This is a genomic window from Desulfovibrio sp. TomC (assembly GCF_000801335.2).
Taxonomy (GTDB): domain Bacteria; phylum Desulfobacterota; class Desulfovibrionia; order Desulfovibrionales; family Desulfovibrionaceae; genus Solidesulfovibrio.
This window is the reverse complement of sequence record NZ_JSEH01000028.1, coordinates 26,154-44,775: the sequence shown is the minus strand read 5'-3', so window position 1 is coordinate 44,775 and position 18,622 is coordinate 26,154. Positions and strand designations below refer to the sequence as shown.

The following is an 18,622-nucleotide window of genomic DNA, read 5'->3' as shown; positions in this document are numbered from 1 at the left end:
GGCGCGAGGTGAAGCTCTTTTCCACCATGTCCATTCGGGGCGGCCTGGTCCTGCTGGCCCTTTTGTGCGTGCTGCCGGCCCTGGCGCTCCAGCTCTACGACGGGCACAAACGCCGCGCCCATCTGGTCACCGACGCCATGGCCGAAGCCTCCCGGGCCGCCGCCGCCCTGGCCCAGGTCCAGGAGCACATCACCGACAGCACCCGCCTGCTCCTGACCGCCCTGGCCGCCATGCCTGAACTCCGCGCCATGGACAGCGCCGCCTGCGGCAGCCTGTTTGCCACCCTGCTCAACCAGAATCCCATCTACGCCAACATCCTGGCCGCCAACGACCAGGGCGACGTCTTCGCCTCGGGCCTGCCCTTTGGCCACGTCAATTTAAGCGACCGCAAGCATTTCCGCGAAGCCATGGCCATGCAGCAGTTCACGGCCGGCGAATATATCATAAGCCGCACCTCGGGCGAGCCGGCCTTCCCCTTTGTCCTGCCGTTTAAAAGCCAGGACGGGACCCTCGGAGGCCTTGTCGTAGCTTCCATCAGGCTCGATGCTTTTGACGCCGCCTTCAGGCAGCTGCGCATGCCGGCCGGGTCGGTCTTCGGCATCTGCGATCGCAACGGCGTCCGGCTGTATCACCAGCCGACCACCGCGACCAATCTCCCGGGCAAACCCATCCGGGCCGCAGTCTGGCAGGCCATCGACGCCGGCGGCGCCGAGGGCGTGGCCCTGTTGCCCGGCTCCGACGGCGTCCAGCGTTATTACGCCTTCCATAAGCTGCATTTGTCGTCGGCGATGCCGGCCTACATGACCTTTGTGGTCGGCGTGCCGGAAGACAGTGTGCTCGGCCCCAGCCGGCAGGCCCTGCAGGAAAACCTGATCCTGCTCGGGGCAGCCGGAGCCTTGGCCCTGGCCGTGGCCTGGTTGGTCGGCGGGGCCGTCATTGCCGGGCGTCTCGACCGCATCGCCGACACCGCCGCCCGCATCGGCCAGGGCGAACGCCAGGCCCGCACCGGCCTGCTCCACGGGCCGTCGGGCATCGCCAAGGTGGCAACCAGCCTGGACGCCATGGCCGATCTGCTCGCCGCCAATGACGCGGCCAAGGAACGGGCCTTGGCCGCCCTGCGCCAAAGCCAGGAACGCATGGCCCACATCGCCGCCTCCATGGCCGACTGGATCTGGGAAATGGACGCCGGCGGCCGTTGCACCCATGTCGGCGAGAGGGTCCGGGACTCCCTGGGCTATGCCCCGGCCGATCTGATCGGCAAAACCTTCTTCGACCTCCTGGCCCCGGGCGAGGAACAGACCCTGCGCCCGATCATCGAAACGGCCTGGGCCAGACGCGAGCCCATCCGCGATCTGGTCAACTGGCGGTTGGCGACCGATGGCTCCCGCCATTGCCTCATGACCAGCGGGGTGGCCTGGCACGACGAAACCGGCCATTTCCAGGGGTATCGCGGCGTGGACAAGGACGTCACCGAGCGGGTGCGGGCCGAACGGGCCATCCGGGCCTCCCTGGCCGAAAAAGACATCCTGCTCAAGGAAATCCACCACCGGGTCAAAAACAACCTGCAAATCATCTCCAGCCTGCTCTATCTCCAGTCCGAACTGGTCGAGGACCCGGTGGCTCTGGAGAGTTTCCGGGTCAGCCGCAACCGCATTGCCTCCATGGCCCTGGTCCACGAGGAGATCTACCGCTCGGCCGATCTCTCCCACATTCGCCTGGACACCTATATCCAGGACCTGCTGCCAAAAATCTTCGGCTCGTCACCGTCCAACCCGGGCTTAGCCCTCCACTGCCGGCTCGACCCGGTGACCGTGCCCATTGAGCAGGCCGTGCCGGCCGGGCTGGCGGTCAACGAGCTGTTGACCAACGCCCACAAACACGCCCTTCCCTCCCGGGAAGGGGCTTGGCTGCGGGTGGACCTGCGCGAAACCGTCCAGGACGTGATCATCGTTATCGCCGACAACGGACCGGGACTGCCGCCCGACTTCGAACCCAGCCAGACCGGGACCCTCGGGATGCAGCTCGTCCTCAATCTGGCCCAGCAGCTCGGCGGCGGCCTGTCCGCCCGCAACGAAGGCGGCGCCGTCTTCACCCTGACCTTTCCCAGGGCCGCCCAGTCTTGACAGGGACACGGCCAGCCCCGACACTTGCCCCATGCCACGACCACCCGACGCCCTCCGTCCCGCTGTCTGCGCCGTCATCCTGGCCGGCGGCCTGTCCTCGCGCATGGCCGGACCGCTCAAACCGCTGCTCCCCCTGGCCGGGGCCACCCCCCTGGCCCGGCTGGCCGACACCTTTCGCCAGGCCGGCGTCGAACACATCCTCGTGGCCGGCGGACACCGGGGCGACGAAGTCGCCGCCGAAGCCGCCCGCATCGGCCTGCGCTTCGTCAACAATCCGTACTACCAGCGCGGCATGTTCTCGACGGTCACGGCCGCCCTGGCGGCTGTGGCCGCACAGTGGCCGCACTGCCGCCGCCTGCTCCTGACCCCGGCCGATGTGCCGCTTTTCCGCCCGGCAACCGTGGCCCGGCTGCTTAACCGGGCCGAGGCAGCAAGCGCCCCGCCCGTCCTCTACCCGGCCTTTGCCGGCCAGCGCGGCCACCCGCCCTGCCTGGACGCCGGCCTCATCCCGGCCATCCTGGCCTACGACGGCGGCGGCGGCCTGCGCGCCGCCCTGGCCCCGTATCCCTTCGAGGAACTCCCTGTGCCCGACGGCCTGACCCTGGCCGACATGGACACCCCGGAGGACTACGCCGCCCTGACCGTCCTGGCCAACCGTCTGGAGAGCCCCACTCCGGCCGAGGCCGAGGCCCTGCTGGCCATCCAGGCCGTGCCGCCCCAGGGGCTGGGCCATGCCCGGGGCGTGGCCGCCGTGGCCGTGGCGCTGGCGAGGTCGCTCAATGCCGCCGGGGCCGCCCTTGACCTCGAACTGATCGAAGCCGCCGCCCTGCTCCACGACGTGGCCAAGGGCCGGCCCCGCCATGAGGCCGAAGGCGGCCGGCTCCTTGAGAGCCTGGGCTTTTCCCGGGCCGCAGCCATTGTCGCCGCCCACCGCGACATCGCCCTGCCGCCGCAGGCCCCCATCACCGAAGCCGAAATCGTCTATCTGGCCGACAAGTTCGTGCACGGCAGCCGGCTGGTGTCCGTGCCGGAACGCTTCGGCCAGAAACTGGCGCTGTTTGCCCACGACCCGGAAGCCGTTGCCGCCATCACCCGCCGCCGGGCCAACGCCCTGACCGTGTTGGCCCGGGTGGAAAAGGCCCTGGCCCATCCCCTGGCCGACGTCCTGGCCCAAACCGGCCTGCCCTGGGAGGATCAATCATGAGCACGCTGTTTCTCCTGCGCCACGGGGCCATCCTCCAGCAGGAACCCCGCCGGTTCATCGGCCAGACCGACCATCCCCTGACCGAGGCCGGCCGCCGGCAGGCCGCCCTGTGGAGCGAGGTGCTCTCCGACGTGCCCTTTGCCGCCGCCGTGTCCTCGGATCTGTGCCGCTGCCGCGAGACCGCCGCGATCGTCCTTGGCGGACGCGATCTGGCCGTGCGCCCGGAACCGCGCCTGCGCGAAATTGCCCTGGGGGCCTTCGAGGGCCTGACCGTGGACGAGGTCCGGCAACGCTACCCCGGGGCCTACGAACGCCGGGGCTGCGACATTGCCGGCTTTTGCCCCCAGGGCGGCGAAAGCTTTGCCGCCGTCCAGAGCCGGGCTGTGGCCGTCCTGACCGAACTGCAGCCGCTTTGCGGCAACGTGCTGGTGGTGGCCCATGGCGGGGTCAACCGGACCATCCTGTGCCATGCCCTTGGCATTGACCTGTCCCGGCTGTTCCGCCTGGGCCAGGACTACTGCCGCTTAAACCTGCTCGATCTCGGCCCGGACTGCTGGCGGGTGGACGGCCTCAATCTGGCCCCGATCGCGCCCTGGCGCTTTCCCGGCCCGTAAACCGCCCGATTCCCCATCTTTCCTCTATGAAATTCCTTTTGGGCCATTGCAGGATCAGACGTTTAAAAGACGTCCTGTGCGTTGACAAGGACGCCCGGCGATGCAATTGCCTGGATCATGCAATACATCCTCGTGGCCCTGTGTCTTGTCGCAGCCTGTCTGACCGGCTGTTCCGGCGATAAATCCTCCCAGACGCCGGCAGCGCGCGTCGTCGATGTGCCGGTGCGCGCCGCCGCTCGAACCGATGTGGTGGAATGCCGGTCGTTTCCGGCCCAGGTGGAGTCGGAACAAAGCGTTACCCTGGCCAGCAAGATTTCCGGCACGGTGGAAGCGGTCATGGCCCGGGAGGGCGACCGTCTGACCACCGGCGCGGCCATCATGCGCCTGGACGACAAGGATCTCCTCAGCCAGCGCCAGGGGCTTTTCGCCGAGCGCGAGCAGGTTTCCCGGGAACGCCAGGCGCTCGTGGCCCGGGCCGGGCTGGCCAAGACCACCATGGAGCGCATCGGCCGGCTGCTGGCCCAGCGGGCGGTCAGCCAGGAGGATTTCGACAAGGCCAAGGCCGAGTACGACGCCGTGTCCCGCCAGATCGACGCGGCCGCGGCCAAGGAACAGACCGTGGTCTCCAAACTGGGCGAACTGACCGCCCTGGAGAGTTATACCCGCATCACCGCCCCCTTCGACGGCATCCTGGCCCGGCGCTATGTGGACCAGGGGGCCTATGTCGCCGCCGGCGCGCCGCTGGCCCTCATCGACGCCTCCGCCGGCGGCTTTGAGCTGACCGCCCAGGTGGACGAATCCCTGCTGACGGCCGTGCGCCAGGGCCAGACCATCATCGCCGGCGTGCCCTCCCTGGCCCCGCGCCCCTTTGCCGTCACCGTCTCGGCCATCGTCGGCCGGATCGATCCGGGCAACCGCACCTTCAAGCTCAAATGCGCCCTGCCAGGCGATGTGCCCGGGGCCACAGGCCCCCCCCGGGCCGGGATGTTCGGCCGGGTGTTCGTGCCGGCCCGCACCGTGGCCAAGCTCCTCGTGCCGGCCCAGTGTTTAAGCCTTCGCGGCGACCTGCCCCTGGTGGCCGTGGCCGACTCCGGCGGGACCCTGCGCCTGGGCGTGGTCAAAACCGGCGGCTCCTTCCTGGCCGTGGACTTCGGCGGGGCCACCTACGTCACCGACTCCGAAGCCTTTGACGCCAGCCCCGAACACGAACGCTACGTGGAAATCATAAGCGGGGTGGAAAACGGCGACAAACTGGCCTGCCCGGGAACCGCCGTCCTTCGCGACGGCGACCGTCTCCCCGGAGCGCCCCAGTGACCGATCCCCAACCCCATGGCCATCACGGCGACTGGCTGACCCGCATAACCGCCCTGTTCGTTGATTCCAAGCTCGCGCCGCTCATTATCCTGGCCGCCGTCCTCACCGGGGTCATGGCCGTTTACGCCACGCCCAGCGAAGAAGAGCCGCAGATCGTCGTGCCCATGATCGACGTCCACGTCTCCATGCCCGGAGCCACGCCCAAGGAGATCGAGAACCGGGTGATCGCGCCCATGGAGCGCATCCTGTGGGAAATCGCCGGGGTGGAATACCTCTATTCCACGGCCGGCGACGGCGAGGCCATGACCGTGGTGCGCTTTGCCGTGGGAGCCGACATCGAGCGCAGCCTGATTGCCGCCTATGCCAAGCTCTACCAGCACCTCGACTGGATTCCGCCCGGATGCAGCCGGCCTCTTTTGAAGCCGCGCTCCATTGACGACGTGCCGATCCTGGCCGTGACCCTGTGGGGCGGCCCCTACGACTCCCGGCAGCTGCGCACCATGGCGGCGGCGGTCAACGACGAGGTGCGCCGCATCCCGGGCATTGGCGAGACCATCGTCGCCGGCGGGCGCAAACGGGCCGTCATGGTGGAACTCGACGCCGACCGTCTGCGCTCCCGGGGCCTGGACGCCGTGGACGTCATAACGGCCCTTGGCGAACAAAACACCGCCAGCGCCGTGGGCGAGACCTACCAGACCGGCACGGCCCTGGCCGTTCGCCTGGACAATTTCTTTCGCAGCCAAAAGGAGCTTTCCCGGGCCGTTATTGCCGTCGAGGGCGGCCGGCCCGTCTATCTCGGCGACGTGGCCACGGTGCGCGACGCCTTTGACGACCCGGACGACTACGTCTTGTTCGTTCCCGGACCGGCCATGGCCACGGTTGGTGACGTCGTGCGCCCGGGCGAGGCCCACCCGGCCGTCACCCTGTCCATTGCCAAGCGGGCCGGAGAAAACGCCGCCAGACTGGCCGACACGGCGCTTAGGCGCATCGAGGCCCTTCGCGGCTACATCCTGCCGGCCGACGTGCAATTGACCGTCACCCGCAACCACGGCGAGACGGCCAAGCACAAGGTCGACGAACTGCTCATGCACCTCATCCTGGCCGCCGTGACCGTCGGCGGCGTGGTGGCCGTATTCCTCGGGCTGCGGGCCAGTCTGGTGGTCATGGTGGCCGTGCCGGTCACCCTGGCTGTGACGCTCGCCACCTACTGGCTCATGGGCTACACGCTTAACCGCGTGACCCTTTTTGCCCTGATCTTTTGCATCGGCATCCTGGTCGACGATCCCATTGTTGACGTGGAAAACATCGTGCGCCACCTGGGCCTGCCCGGGGCGCGGCAAAAACGCCTGTCCGACGTCATTGTCGCGGCCGTTGGCGAAGTGCGCGCCCCGCTGGTCCTGGCCACCTTCACCGTCATCGCCGCCATCGCCCCCATGGCCTATGTCGGGGGCCTCATGGGCCCCTATATGCGGCCCATGCCGGTCGGCGCGTCCGTGGCCATGCTGCTGTCCATGCTGGTGGCCTTTCTGGTCACCCCCTGGACCGCCAAACGCGCCCTTCGGCCAGGGAAAACCGAACACGCCGCCATCCCCGACGACGTCGGCACGCGGCTGTATCTGCGCCTCATGGACCGGCTGCTCAAGCGCCCGGTGTGGCGATGGGGCTTCCTCGGCCTTGTTGCCGCCCTGTTTGCCGGGGCCTGCGCGCTTTTTCCGGCCAAGGCCGTGCTGGTCAAGATGCTCCCCTTTGACAACAAGAGCGAATTTTCCGTCATCGTCGATATGCCGCGCGGCACGACCCTGGAACAGACCACGGCCGTCTCCCGGGTCCTGGCCGACGCGGCCATCGCCAAGGCCAACGCCACCGACGCCGTCATCTACGCCGGCACGGCCGCGCCCATGAGCTTTAACGGCCTGATCCGCCACTACTACCTGCGAAGCGGCCAGAACGAGGCGGAAATCAGCCTCAACCTGCTGCCCAAAAGCGAGCGCAGCCAGCAAAGCCACGCCATTGCCAAGGCCGTGCGCGAGACGCTTATTCCCCTCGCCGCCCGCTACGGGGCCAGGATCAAGGTGGTGGAGGCCCCGCCCGGACCGCCGGTGCTGCAAACGCTCGTGGCCGAGATCTACGGCCCGACCGATGCCGGCCGGGAACGACTGGCCAGGCAAGTGCGCGACACCATGCTGACCACGCCGGACGTGGTGGATGTGGACTGGTTCGTGGACGACCCCCGGCCCGAAAAGGTCATTCGCATCGAACGCGACAAGGCCCTGGCCGCCGGCATCGACCCGGACCGGGCGCTCCGCGACGTGGCCGCGTCCTTTTCCGGCACGGTGGCCGGGCTGCTCCATGACGAAGCCGCCCGGGAAGACGCCCCCATCGTGGTGCGCCTGCCGCCCCGGTCGCGCCCGGACGCCGGCAGCCTGGACTCCGTGGCCGTGGCCGGGGCCGGCGGCAAGATGGTGTCCCTGGCCCAGATCGCGGCCATGACCACGGTTACGCAGCCCGGACGCATCTATCACAAAAACCTGCTGCCCGTGGTCTATGTCACCGGTGATGTGGCCGGCAGCGAGGAAAGCCCGATCTACGCCATCGGCCGGGTCAACGACGCCCTGGCCGACCTGGGAAACCGGGGCCTTGGGGTCTGGCAGGAGGCGGCCAAAACGCCGCTGTCCATTCTCTGGAACGGCACCCCGACCCAGACCTTTGACTACAGCCTCAAATGGGACGGGGAATGGCAGATCACCTACGAGGTGTTCCGGGACATGGGGCTGGCCTTTGCCGTGGTCATCGTGCTTATTTACGTGCTGGTGGTGGGCTGGTTCGGTTCCTACACCATTCCCCTGGCCATCATGGCCCCGATCCCGCTGTCGCTCATCGGCATCATCCCAGCCCATGCCGTGGCCGGGGCGTTTTTCACGGCCACCTCCATGATCGGCTTCATTGCCGGGGCCGGCATTGTGGTGCGAAATTCCATCATCCTGGTGGATTTCATCGAGCTGCGCCGGGCCGAGGGCGTCCCCCTGGCCCAGGCCGTGGAAGAGGCCGGAGCGGTGCGGTTTCGACCCATGCTGCTGACCGCAGTGAGCGTCGTGGCCGGTGCCTTCGTGATCCTGTTTGATCCCATCTTCCAGGGACTGGCCATATCGCTCATGGCCGGGGAAGTGGCCGCCACCATCTTCTCGCGCATGGTGGTGCCGGTGCTCTATTTTCTGGACGCCAGACGCAGCGAAGCCTCAGTCCAATAACGACAAGGCCGGCGGGACGCCTGTCCCGCCGGCCTTCCTGTATCCAGGCAGGGCCGGGCGCGCTCCCGGCCCAACAAGCCTTAGTAGCGTTCGAATTGCGCGTTGTCCGGGTCGGAATCATCCAGGGCGATGACCGAGCCCGGCATGGTCCGACGGGTCTGGCGCGGCAGGGCCTTGCCCCGGGGCGAGGGGGACAGGCCCTGACGCCGGCCGCCGCGACCGGCGGGCTGCGGGTAGTCGTCGTCGCGCTGCACCTGGAAAAAGGCGCTGGTCTGCTGCAATTGGGAGGCCTGGGCCGAGAGTTCCTCCGAGGTGGAGGCAATCTCTTCCGCGGCGGCGGCGTTTTGCTGGATGACCTGATCGAGCTGTTGCAGGGCCTGGTTGACCTGCCCGGCTCCCTGGCTCTGCTCCTGGCTGGCGGCATTGATCTCCTGAACCAGCTCGGCAGTCTTTTGAATATCAGGCACAAGCTTTTGCAACAGTTGGCCGGCCGTATCGGCGATTTCCGTCGAGGTCGCGGCCAGTCCGGTGATTTCAGCCGCCGCAGCCTGGCTGCGTTCGGCCAGTTTGCGAACTTCCGACGCCACCACGGCAAAACCCCGGCCGTGTTCGCCGGCCCGGGCCGCCTCGACTGCGGCATTGAGGGCCAGCAGGTCGGTCTGGCGGGCGATTTCCTCAATGATCGAAATCTTGCTGGTGATGGCCTTCATGGCGGTCATGGTCTGCACCACGGCCTCGCCCGAAGACTGGGCGTCCCGGGCGGCCTTGACGGCAATGGCCTCGGTCTGCTTGGCGTTGTCGGCGGTCTGGCTGATGCTGGCGGCCATTTCCTCCATGGCCGAGGAGGATTCCTCAACGGCCGAGGCCTGCTCGGTGGAGCCTTGGGACAGGGAGGAGGAGGAGGCGCTTAACTGTTCGCTGCCCGAGGCCACGTTGACCGAACCATCCTGGACCTCGCGGATGACTGCGCTGACCTTGGCGATCATTTCGCGCAGGCCGTGCAACAGCTTGTCGGCCGGGTCGCGCGGCGTGACGGTCAGGGCCAGATCGCCGTCGCTTAAGCGTCCCATGATGCAGGCGATGTCGGTTTCCGCCGCCACCAGGCGCTCGATGGCCAAAAGCAGTTGGTCGCTTTCCGAACGCTTGGTGACCGTGACGTTGAGATCGCCCAGGGCCAATTTGCCGGCCAGGGCGGCAATGTCGGTTTCCGCTGCAATAAGCGCGGCCAGGGAGCGCATGAGGGTGTCTTTGTCCGACCGCTCGGCCACGCTGACGTTGAGATCGCCCTGGGCCAGCTTGGCCACGGCCTCGGCCACCAGCGTCGAGGAAGCCACCATGGCCCGCATGGCCTCGTAGATGCTTTCCGGGTGGGCGCAGTCGTGAAAAGCCAGAGACAGGTCGCCGACAGCCACCTGCCGGGCAATGGCGGCAATCTCGTCCGGTTCGCCGCCAAGCTTTCGCAACAGTCCCCGGACGATCAGCCAGCCTGTCAGGATGGCAAACAGGATCATGGCCCCGGTCAGTCCCACGATGACCTGGACGGTGCGCTCGTACAGGGCCTTGGATTCGGTGTTGCGCTCGCTGGAAAAGGCCAATTCGATCTCGGTGAGCTTGTTGATAAACTCCCGCATAAACTCGAACTGCTGGTCGGCCTCGCCCTGGGACAGGGCAATGGCCTCGGCGGTCGACTCGGCGGTATTGGCCTGCCGGAACTTAAGCACCTTGGCCGAGGTCGCTTCCCACTTCTGCATGGCCTGGTCGAACTGGCCGGCCAGATTCTTTTCTTCCGGCGTGGTCGCCAGGGCCTTAAATGAGCCGAAGCGATCCTTGGCCTGCTTGAGGTTCAGGGTATAGACGCCGAGAAGCTTCTTGAACTGCTCGGACTCCACGTCGGTAAACAGCATGGAGCGCTCGGCCACAAGCAATTGGTGGAGGTCGCGGTCGGCCTCGATGAGGAAATCGATGCTCGGCAGGAACCGGCCAAAGAGGGCGTCCAGATTGCTGCTGATCACTTTGGCCGCATAGAACCCGGTGAAACCAACCAACATGAGGGCTATGACCAAAATGGCATAGCTTAAAGACAGTTTGACGCTTACTCGATGAAACAATTTCGTTGGTTTCGCCATGGTCCGCCTCATCGTTTTAAATGTACTCCGTCTGCACAGCCATCTGCGACGCAACAAATACCGTGAAACGACAGCCTGCCGCTCTGTCGGCGGCAGGCTCTTGCCCCAGGCGGCACGACCAAGGAGAACATGTATATTCTCCTGTATATTACTCTTAAATGACGCATGTTGGAAGAAAAAAAACTTTGAATCCCGAGGCGTGGACTCCGGGGGTGAGGCTGGGCCGTCCGGTCAGGCGCCGGCCGCCGGCTGCTGCGGCCGGACACCCTGCACAGTGCCCGGGCACGAAAGCAATCGTCCGGTCGGCCAAGAGGGAGAACCCCCAAACAGGTCCCTGTCCCCGGCCCAAAACAGGCGCAGGCCCCCGCACCAAAACACCGCTGCGTCTGGTCCGAGGGCCTGCGCATTGGGGCCTGCGCGTTGGGGCCTGCACGTTGGGGCCTGCGAACCGACGTGCGCCGGTTCACAGGCCAGACGTCAAACTCCTGTGGTGTCCCTAAAAAAATACCGATGAGAGGGTGTTCCCCTGTCTCTTCGCAGAAACGGATTTCGCAGGCGCCCCTATTCCGGCAACATGCGGTGCAGGGTTTCGCGGCCGCCGTAGCTGTGCCAGACCGACCCGTTTTTGACCACAAAGGAACTGGGGTCCGTGCCGCTTATGAGCTTGTCGCCGTCAACGGTAAACGGCATCCACCCCTTGTGCTCCTCGCCGGATTTGCCGTCGCGCCAGTTGTAATACACGGCGTATTTCCCGCCCTGTTCCACCAGGCAATAGTGGTAGCTGTTGGGACGGTTGAATTCCGAGGGCCGCGACCGCATGAAGCAGCCGACCAGGAGCGGATTGGGTTTGCTGAGCACATCGGCATAGACCGTGGGCGTGCCGGCCAGCTCCGGACGGGAGGCCGTCCCCTTGCCGGCGCATCCGGCCAGCAGGAGCACAACAAGGACAAACGGGACCATACGCAGCATGGACGACTCCTCCTTAACGGCTTGGCCCGCCCGGGCCGGGCTTTTCGACGAAAGGGCGCTCCGGGGGCGTCAACGCCCGCCGGGCCGCCCCGGACCCATGGGGCCGGGACCGATGGGACCAGGACCGATGGGGCCGGGCCGGGGACCGATCCCCCGGCCGGGAACAGGCACCGGCACCGGAGCGGGTCCCACAGGCCCGAAGCCGGGGCCGGGCCGGGGACCGGGAACGTAACCAGGACCGGGCCGGGGACCGGGACCGTAGCCGGGACCGGGGATAAGTCCCAGCGCGCCCCAGGGATTGACGACAACGCCCGGACCGGGCGCGGGGTAGGCAGGATAGGGATAGGCCGGGTAGCCGGGATAGGCCGGATACGGCGGATACGGCGGGTACGGCCCATAGCCGGGCGGCGGCGGATAATACCCGGGTGGGTAGACCACTACGGCCGGCTGGGCCGCAGCCTCGCCGCCGGCCAACAGTCCGGCCAGACAAAAAGCCAGAACCAGCAGTAGACGCAATGGACGATGACGGCGCATGGTTTGCCTCCTTGCCGGGACAATGCCGACCATGACACTGTGTCCCATTCGCAAGACGATGACAAGGCCTGCCATCCGTCTTATTTCTCTCGCTATGGAGACCCGGCCATGACCCACCAGCCCTCGGAGACGCCCGCCGCCTCCCGCCGCCTCACCGCCTTGCTGGTCGAGCCTGACCCGGCGGTCCGGGACGTGTTGGCCGAGAGTTTGAAGCCGCGCTTTGCCGTGGTTCTCCTGGCCGGCACCCTGGCCGAGGCCCGGGAAAAGGTCCTGGCCGGCCAGCCCGATCTGGCCGTCGTGGCCGCCCGCCTGCCCGATGGTCCGGTCGCCGGACTGCTGGCCGCCATGCAGGGCGGCAGGCCGCCTGTTCCCGTGTTCCTGGCCGGCACGCCCGAGGACGTTTTGGCCGTGCTGTCCACCGTGGCCCTGCCGGGGCTGCGCTGTCTGGTCCGGCCCTTTGCCCCAAAGGCCCTGGAAGAGGCCCTGGACGAGGCGGCCGGCGACATTGCCGCGCGCCGTTTCGCCGACGAGGGTTGGCAGCTCGTGCGCCATCTGCTGGACGAATCGCCCAACCCCTCGGCCGTGCTCCATGGGGCGGAGGTGGCCAGCCTCAATCAGGCCTTCCTGCGCTTCATGGGCCTTGGCAGCTTTGGCGAATTCAAGGCCCGGGGCCTGATCCTGGACCGGTTTCTGGCTGATCCGCCGCCGCCGGGGGGGCTGGCCGCCTGGGCCTGCCGCCTGCCCGACGACGCCCTGGATCGCGACCACCGGCTGCGGCTGGCGCGCCCGGACCGGCCCCACAGTCCGCCGCAGGTCTTCCAGGTCGGCGTCACGCGGCTGCCGGGTCGCAACCGCTGCCTGCTCACCCTGACCGACGTCACGGAACTGGAGCTGGAACGCCGGGAACTGCTCGATCTGGCCAACCGCGACCCCCTGACCAAGGCGCTTAACCGCCGCAAACTCGGCGACGTCCTGGCCGCCGAGACGGCCCGGAGCCAACGCTACGCCACGCCCTTGGCCGTGGTCATGCTGGACATCGACCACTTCAAGGCCATAAACGATACCTACGGCCACGACGTGGGCGACCGCGTCCTCATGGAACTGACGGCCCGTTTGTCGGCCGGCCTGCGCCAGGTGGACCGCCTGGCCCGGTTCGGCGGCGAGGAATTCGTGGTGACGGCCCCGGGCATCGACGCCAAGGGCGCGGTGGAAATGGCCGAACGCCTGCGCCAAGCCGTGGCCGAGACGCCCTTTGCCGCCGCCGGCCCGGTGACCGCCAGCTTTGGCGCGGCGGCCTACCGGCCACACGATAGGCCCGAAGACCTGCTCAAACGCGCCGACGAGGCCCTGTACCGGGCCAAGGCCGGCGGACGCAACCGGGTGGAGCGAGAATCCCCGCCCCAAACAGAAGTACGGTAACCATGGACGCCACGGACAAACGCATTCTCGACATCATCCAGACCGGTTTTCCCATTGCCCCGCGCCCGTATGCGGCCATCGGGGAACAGGTGGGCCTGACCGAAGCCGAAGCCCTGGCCCGGGTCCGGGCGCTTAAGGCCTCGGGCATCATCCGCCGCATCGGGGCCAATTTCCAGTCGGCCAAGATCGGCTTCAAATCGACCCTGTGCGCCGCATCGGTGCCGCCGGAGAAGCTTGACGACTTCACGGCCGTGGTCAACGCCCATCCCGGCGTCACCCACAACTATCTGCGCGCCCACACGCTGAACATCTGGTTCACCATGATCGGCCCCTCCCGCGAGGCCATCCGGGAAGGGCTGGCCGAAATCACGGCCAAGACCGGCATCTCCATCCTGAACCTGCCGGCCGACCGGCTCTTTAAAATCCGCGTCGATTTCTCCATGAGCGACTAACACCCGAGAGGACGCCATGCCCGATTCCATTCATGCGGTGTGCCCCAAGTGTCAGGCCATAAACCGCGTCCAGACCGGACGCCTGGACAGCGGCCCGGTGTGCGGCAAATGCCGCGCCCCCATTCTGGCCCCCCATCCCATCACCCTGACGGCAGCCAATTTCGACGTGTTTTTGGCCAAAAGCGACCTGCCCGTGCTGGTGGATTTCTGGGCTCCCTGGTGCGCCCCGTGCCGGAGCATGGCTCCGGCCTATGACCAGGCCGCGGCCATGCTCCACCCGCGGGTGATCCTGGCCAAATGCGACACCCAGGAGGAACAGGCCATCGCCAACCGGATGCGCATCCAGGGCGTGCCGACATTGGCCCTGTTTCTCGCCGGCAAGGAAAAGGCCCGCATTTCCGGGGCCAGAAGCGCCAACGACATCGTGACCTGGGTACGCCAGAACATCTAGCGCCCACGATCCCGCGCCCCGCACACTCCTGCCCGCAACCGGCCAAACCGCGCCAACGCCCATGGGCGCGACACGAAATACGGCATCAGCCTTTCGGGTCGCGCCCTTTGCCCGCCTTCCCCTGCCAGCCCGAAAGCCCCCGGATCAAGCGCCTGCTCCGGAGGCAACCCTTGCCCCGGTTGTCCCCAGTGATGCCTGCAGCCAGCAGGACGGTCAGCCGCCAACCGGTTCTCCCGAGGCGCAGGCCGGCCCGTCCCGGGGAAGTCGCGGCGTCGCCCACCTGGCCGGCCGACCGCAAACGGTCACACAAACGTCAATCTGCTCTCTGGGCATGCAATAGACAACAACGTCCCTTTTGTTCTAGAAATGGAGAGCACTCGTCAAACGCTCTGACCCCGGTCAGACCTTTCCCGGCACGTCCCGCCCGGACGGTCGTATGCTTCACAATGAGGTGTCGGCATGTTTAAGCACATCAAGGTGGGGTCCAAACTCTTCGGCGGGTTCACCCTGGTCATCGCCATCTTCATCGCGCTGGCCGTCTATCAGGTCGTCACCCTGGAGCATCTGGGCGGCATCCAGGATGCCGGGGCCAAGCGGGCGCTGGACGACAAGGCCGTGATGGAGGTCGCCCTGCGGGTCAGCGGGCTCTACACCATCATTGCCGATGCCCAGATCAATCGGGATCTGACCCAGACCAAAGCTGATTTCGCCACCGCCAAGGACCAGGCCAAAAAAGACATCCGTCTCGTCCAGTCGCTGGCCGACACTGCCGAAGAACGGACCCTGGCCAGCCACTTTGCCGACAATTACCAGAACTACCTCGACCACTTCGAAAAAAAGATGCTGCCCAAGCTGGCTGATCTTGCGGCAGCGACCAAAGAAGGCAGCGCCACCGAGGCGCTTACAGAGGAAATCCGGCAACTGGACGGGCAGGTGGATACCATCCGCGTGGCCACGCTCAAACCCCTCGAAGAAATCTCCAATGCCCTGGCCAAAGACAATCAGACCGGGGACGAAGCCTTTGACAGCCAACGCCGGGACGCCACCCGCATCACCGCCGCCATGACCATCCTTGGAGCTGTACTGGCTTTTTTCATCTCCATCATGACCGCCCGCTCCATCACCCGCCCGCTGGCTGCCGGCTCCGCTTTTGCCCAGAGTCTGGCCCAGGGCGACCTGGGGCAGACGCTGGCCGTGTCGCAGCGTGACGAACTGGGCCAGCTGGCCGATGCCCTGCGACTGGTTGCGGCCTCGGAAAAACAGGTGGCCGAGGTGGCGGCGCACATTGCCAAAGGCGATCTTTCCGTGGTGATCACGCCCCGGGGGCCGGAAGATTCCCTGCTCATGTCCATCCGCGAACTGGCGGCGTCGGAAAAAGCCGTGGCCCAAGCCGCCAAACAGCTGGCCGCCGGCGACCTGCGCGTCAAGGTTTCCAAACGCTCGGAAAACGACGTCATGCTCGAATCCCTGGCCAAGATGATCGAAACACTGACCGAAATTGTCGTGGACGTGCAATCCGGCACGGACAACGTGGCCGCCGGCAGCGAAGAGCTTTCCGCCTCGGCCGAAGCCATCTCCCAGGGAGCCACGGAACAGGCGGCGGCGGTGGAGCAATCCTCCTCTTCCATGGAGGAGATGAGCTCCGGCATCCAGCAGAATGCCGAAAACGCCCGGCAAACCGAGGCCATCGCCGTCAAGGCCGCCCGGGATGCCCAGTCTTCGGGCGAAGCCATGGTACAGACCATGGCGGCCATGAAGGAGATCGCCGGGAAAATTTCGATCATTGAGGAAATCGCCCGCCAGACCGATCTGCTGGCCCTCAATGCCGCAGTCGAGGCGGCCCGGGCCGGCGAACACGGCCGGGGCTTTGCCGTGGTGGCGTCGGAAGTGCGCAAACTGGCCGAGCGCAGCCAGCAGGCCGCCTCGGAAATCACCAAACTGGCCAAGGACAGCACCGAGGTGGCGGTCCAGGCCAACACCCTGCTCGCCCAGCTCGTGCCCAATATCCAGCGCACCGCCGAACTGGTCCAGGAAATCAGCGCCGCCAGCCAGGAGCAGAGCCAGGGAGCCGGGCAGGTCAACCAGGCCCTGCAACAGCTCGACCAGACCATCCAGCAAAACGCCAGCGCCTCGGAAGAACTGGCCTCGACGGCCGAGGAACTCTCCGGCCAGTCGGAACAACTCCGGGCCACCATCGCCTTTTTCCAGGTCGAGGCCCCGAGGCGGATACCCCGGCCTGCCGCCGATGCGCCGCGCCGGGCCATGAGCGCGGGGAAGGCTCCGAAAGCCCTGGCCCACGCCGCCCGGCCTCGGCCAAGCGGCACACGCATTGACCTGCAAGGGACATCAGGCTCCAACGATGAAAACGAGTTTGAGAATTTTTAAGTCAACCGGACAGTCGGCCGAAACGGCCCGGCCCTGACGACAAGAGGCAATAGCCCGACCCGGGCGGCATCAAACAGACAAACCGGAAGCTCTTGGCCTTTCCGGTTTGTCTGTTGCCTCAGGCGCCCTTCGCGCTCCGATACCAGCCCCAGACCACAGCGTCTCTACAGACGCCTGCCCGGTTCGCAACACGAGCCGCCTGGTTGCGGCCTGGTCCCGTTGCCGCAGGAGCCGCCGCTACAGCCGCAGCCGCAGGCCCCGGCCTTTTTGCCGAAAAATTTGCGAAAGACGTACCAGGCCGCCGCCGCCACAATCACAGCCACGATGAGCGTATCCATAGACCGGACTCCTTGAAATTGACTCTCAACGTCGAAAGAGACAATAAGCGCTTTCCAACCCGACGCAAGATGTTTTATCCAAACCTGATAGTCCGTCTGTACCAAGCCCATTTCCAGATCCCGGGCATGGCTTGGCCCGAGCAGACAACATGCTGAAACCATACTTGTTTTAAACTGTCCCGGCCCTTTGGCCGCCGGAGCAACGGTGGTTCACTGCACGCTCAATTTTTTCCCCGCTCCCGCTCGCCGTCGCGGCAACGCCACTCCCCTTGACCCATTTTTTTGGGGGGGCCGGGGGCTTCCCCGTAAGGATTCCCGCGCAAACATTTAACGAACACCCTTGAACACGGGCTCCTGCGCCCCAAGGATCAGGCTCATGGAAAAACATCTCCTGGTGACCGTCAGCAACGAGTACCAAACCTCCCAAAGCCTTCGGTTCGTACATAATTTTTTCGCCAACCGCGAAGACCTCAAACTCACGCTCTTTTATGTGGTGCCGCGCAAGCCCGACTGGCGGCTTGACCCCATTGATCTCGAAGCCAACCCTGAAGCCATCGTGCATATCGAGGAAGACAAGGTTACGCGCGGTGTGCCGGCCATGGGAAAGGCCAAGGAGTGGCTGTATTCCATGGGGTTTTCCAAAGAGCAGGTGCTGGTCAAGTTTTCCCAGGGCAAACTCGGCACGGTCAAGGAGATCGTCCGGGAATCCGAGGAAGGGCTCTATGATGCGGCGGTGCTGGGCCGGCGCGGCCTGTCCTGGTTTGAGGAGATGGTGACGGATTCAGTGTCGCACCGCATTCTTTGGGAATCGCTGTCGTTTCCCATCTGGATCTGCCGCAACCCGGAGCGCGGCCGCAAAAACGTGCTGGTGTGCGTGGATGGGTCGGAAGAATGTATGCGGGTGGCCGACCATGCCGGGTTCATGGTGCGCCACGACCCGGAGCATGCCATCACCCTGCTGCATGTCTGCGGTGATGACCGCTGCGTCGACGCAGAGCAGATTTTCGGCCGCGCCCTGGCCGAAATCAAAGCCAACGGCGTGCCTGATGAGCGCATCAGCGTCAAAGTGCTCACCTCGGCCAACCCGGCCCGGACCATCCTGGCCGAAGCCGAGAACGGCAAATACGCGGCCGTGGCCATCGGCCGCACCAGCCACAAGCCGTCCTCGCTGGAACACATCTTCGCCACCACCAGCCTTAAAATCCTGCGCGGCATCGAACACGCGGCCCTGTGGTTGTGCAAGTAGCCACGGGTGGCAAAAGGGCGAGAGGGCGAGGGAATGTGGGGGAGGGAACCCCTCCCTCCCCAAAAACTTTTTTCTTTTCAAAGGGTGGGTGGACGCGCGGCGACCCGTTAGGCCTGTGGTTCACGGCGTATTCTTGACCACGCAACCCACCCTGTGCCTGCTGGCTTCACCCCCCCTTTCCCTTTGCAGGGGTCCGGGG

General features: G+C 66.2%; 14 protein-coding genes. 10 read left to right on the top strand and 4 right to left on the bottom strand.

Features of this window, described 5'->3' with window-relative positions; translation table 11 throughout:
- The first annotated feature begins 8 nt into the window (after window positions 1–8).
- The 5 genes from NY78_RS19370 (at window position 9) to NY78_RS19350 (ending at window position 8,503) form a co-directional block, all read left to right on the top strand.
- Window positions 9–2,123: a histidine kinase dimerization/phosphoacceptor domain -containing protein gene (locus tag NY78_RS19370; protein ID WP_043639844.1), complete on the top strand. Its 2,115-nt coding sequence runs from the start codon at window positions 9–11 to the stop codon at window positions 2,121–2,123.
- Between the two features lie 31 nt (window positions 2,124–2,154).
- Complete coding sequence (locus tag NY78_RS19365) at window positions 2,155–3,327, top strand: DVU_1551 family NTP transferase (protein ID WP_047960300.1); 1,173 nt, start codon at window positions 2,155–2,157, stop codon at window positions 3,325–3,327.
- Window positions 3,324–3,941, top strand: coding sequence for a histidine phosphatase family protein (locus NY78_RS19360; protein ID WP_043639841.1), 618 nt, complete (start codon window positions 3,324–3,326; stop codon window positions 3,939–3,941). The genes NY78_RS19365 and NY78_RS19360 overlap by 4 nt, the downstream gene beginning before the upstream one ends.
- 117 nt (window positions 3,942–4,058) lie before the next feature.
- The gene (locus NY78_RS19355; RefSeq protein WP_043639838.1) at window positions 4,059–5,255 is read left to right on the top strand and encodes an efflux RND transporter periplasmic adaptor subunit; all 1,197 of its coding nucleotides are present in this window, start codon (window positions 4,059–4,061) and stop codon (window positions 5,253–5,255) included.
- On the top strand, window positions 5,252–8,503 hold the full coding sequence (locus tag NY78_RS19350; protein WP_043639835.1) for an efflux RND transporter permease subunit: 3,252 nt from the start codon (window positions 5,252–5,254) through the stop codon (window positions 8,501–8,503). Before NY78_RS19355 ends, NY78_RS19350 begins: the two co-directional genes overlap by 4 nt.
- Window positions 8,504–8,583: 80 nt before the next feature.
- On the opposite strand, the gene NY78_RS19345 is transcribed toward NY78_RS19350, so the two are convergent.
- The 3 genes from NY78_RS19345 to NY78_RS19335 all read right to left on the bottom strand — a co-directional run bounded on the left by NY78_RS19345 (window position 8,584) and on the right by NY78_RS19335 (window position 12,132).
- Window positions 8,584–10,629 carry a HAMP domain-containing methyl-accepting chemotaxis protein gene (locus tag NY78_RS19345; protein WP_043639832.1) on the bottom strand — a complete coding sequence of 682 codons (2,046 nt, stop codon included), beginning with the start codon at window positions 10,627–10,629 and terminating at the stop codon, window positions 8,584–8,586.
- 561 nt (window positions 10,630–11,190) lie between these two features.
- Entirely contained in the window at window positions 11,191–11,598 is a 408-nt protein-coding gene (locus NY78_RS19340; RefSeq protein ID WP_043639829.1) for a hypothetical protein, read from the bottom strand.
- Window positions 11,599–11,667: 69 nt separating this feature from the next.
- A complete protein-coding gene (locus tag NY78_RS19335) occupies window positions 11,668–12,132 on the bottom strand; it encodes a hypothetical protein (protein WP_053062273.1) in 465 nt (154 codons plus the stop codon).
- Between the two features lie 108 nt (window positions 12,133–12,240).
- On the opposite strand from NY78_RS19335, the gene NY78_RS19330 reads away from it, so the two are divergent.
- The 4 genes from NY78_RS19330 to NY78_RS19315 all read left to right on the top strand — a co-directional run bounded on the left by NY78_RS19330 (window position 12,241) and on the right by NY78_RS19315 (window position 16,839).
- Complete coding sequence (locus tag NY78_RS19330; protein ID WP_043639826.1) at window positions 12,241–13,551, top strand: GGDEF domain-containing protein; 1,311 nt, start codon at window positions 12,241–12,243, stop codon at window positions 13,549–13,551.
- A gap of 2 nt (window positions 13,552–13,553) precedes the next feature.
- Complete coding sequence (gene ahbA, locus NY78_RS19325) at window positions 13,554–14,003, top strand: siroheme decarboxylase subunit alpha (protein WP_043639823.1); 450 nt, start codon at window positions 13,554–13,556, stop codon at window positions 14,001–14,003.
- 16 nt (window positions 14,004–14,019) lie between these two features.
- Window positions 14,020–14,454 (top strand): thioredoxin family protein, encoded by a 435-nt coding sequence (locus NY78_RS19320; protein WP_043639819.1) that lies wholly within the window; start codon window positions 14,020–14,022, stop codon window positions 14,452–14,454.
- 459 nt (window positions 14,455–14,913) lie between these two features.
- The gene (locus NY78_RS19315) at window positions 14,914–16,839 is read left to right on the top strand and encodes a methyl-accepting chemotaxis protein (RefSeq protein WP_043639817.1); all 1,926 of its coding nucleotides are present in this window, start codon (window positions 14,914–14,916) and stop codon (window positions 16,837–16,839) included.
- Between the two features lie 164 nt (window positions 16,840–17,003).
- On the opposite strand, the gene NY78_RS23985 is transcribed toward NY78_RS19315, so the two are convergent.
- A complete protein-coding gene (locus tag NY78_RS23985; RefSeq protein ID WP_082140108.1) occupies window positions 17,004–17,177 on the bottom strand; it encodes a FeoB-associated Cys-rich membrane protein in 174 nt (57 codons plus the stop codon).
- A 376-nt stretch (window positions 17,178–17,553) separates the two neighbouring features.
- Between NY78_RS23985 and NY78_RS19310 the strand changes: the two genes are divergently transcribed.
- Complete coding sequence (locus tag NY78_RS19310; protein WP_043639815.1) at window positions 17,554–18,423, top strand: universal stress protein; 870 nt, start codon at window positions 17,554–17,556, stop codon at window positions 18,421–18,423.
- Window positions 18,424–18,622: the final 199 nt, after the last annotated feature.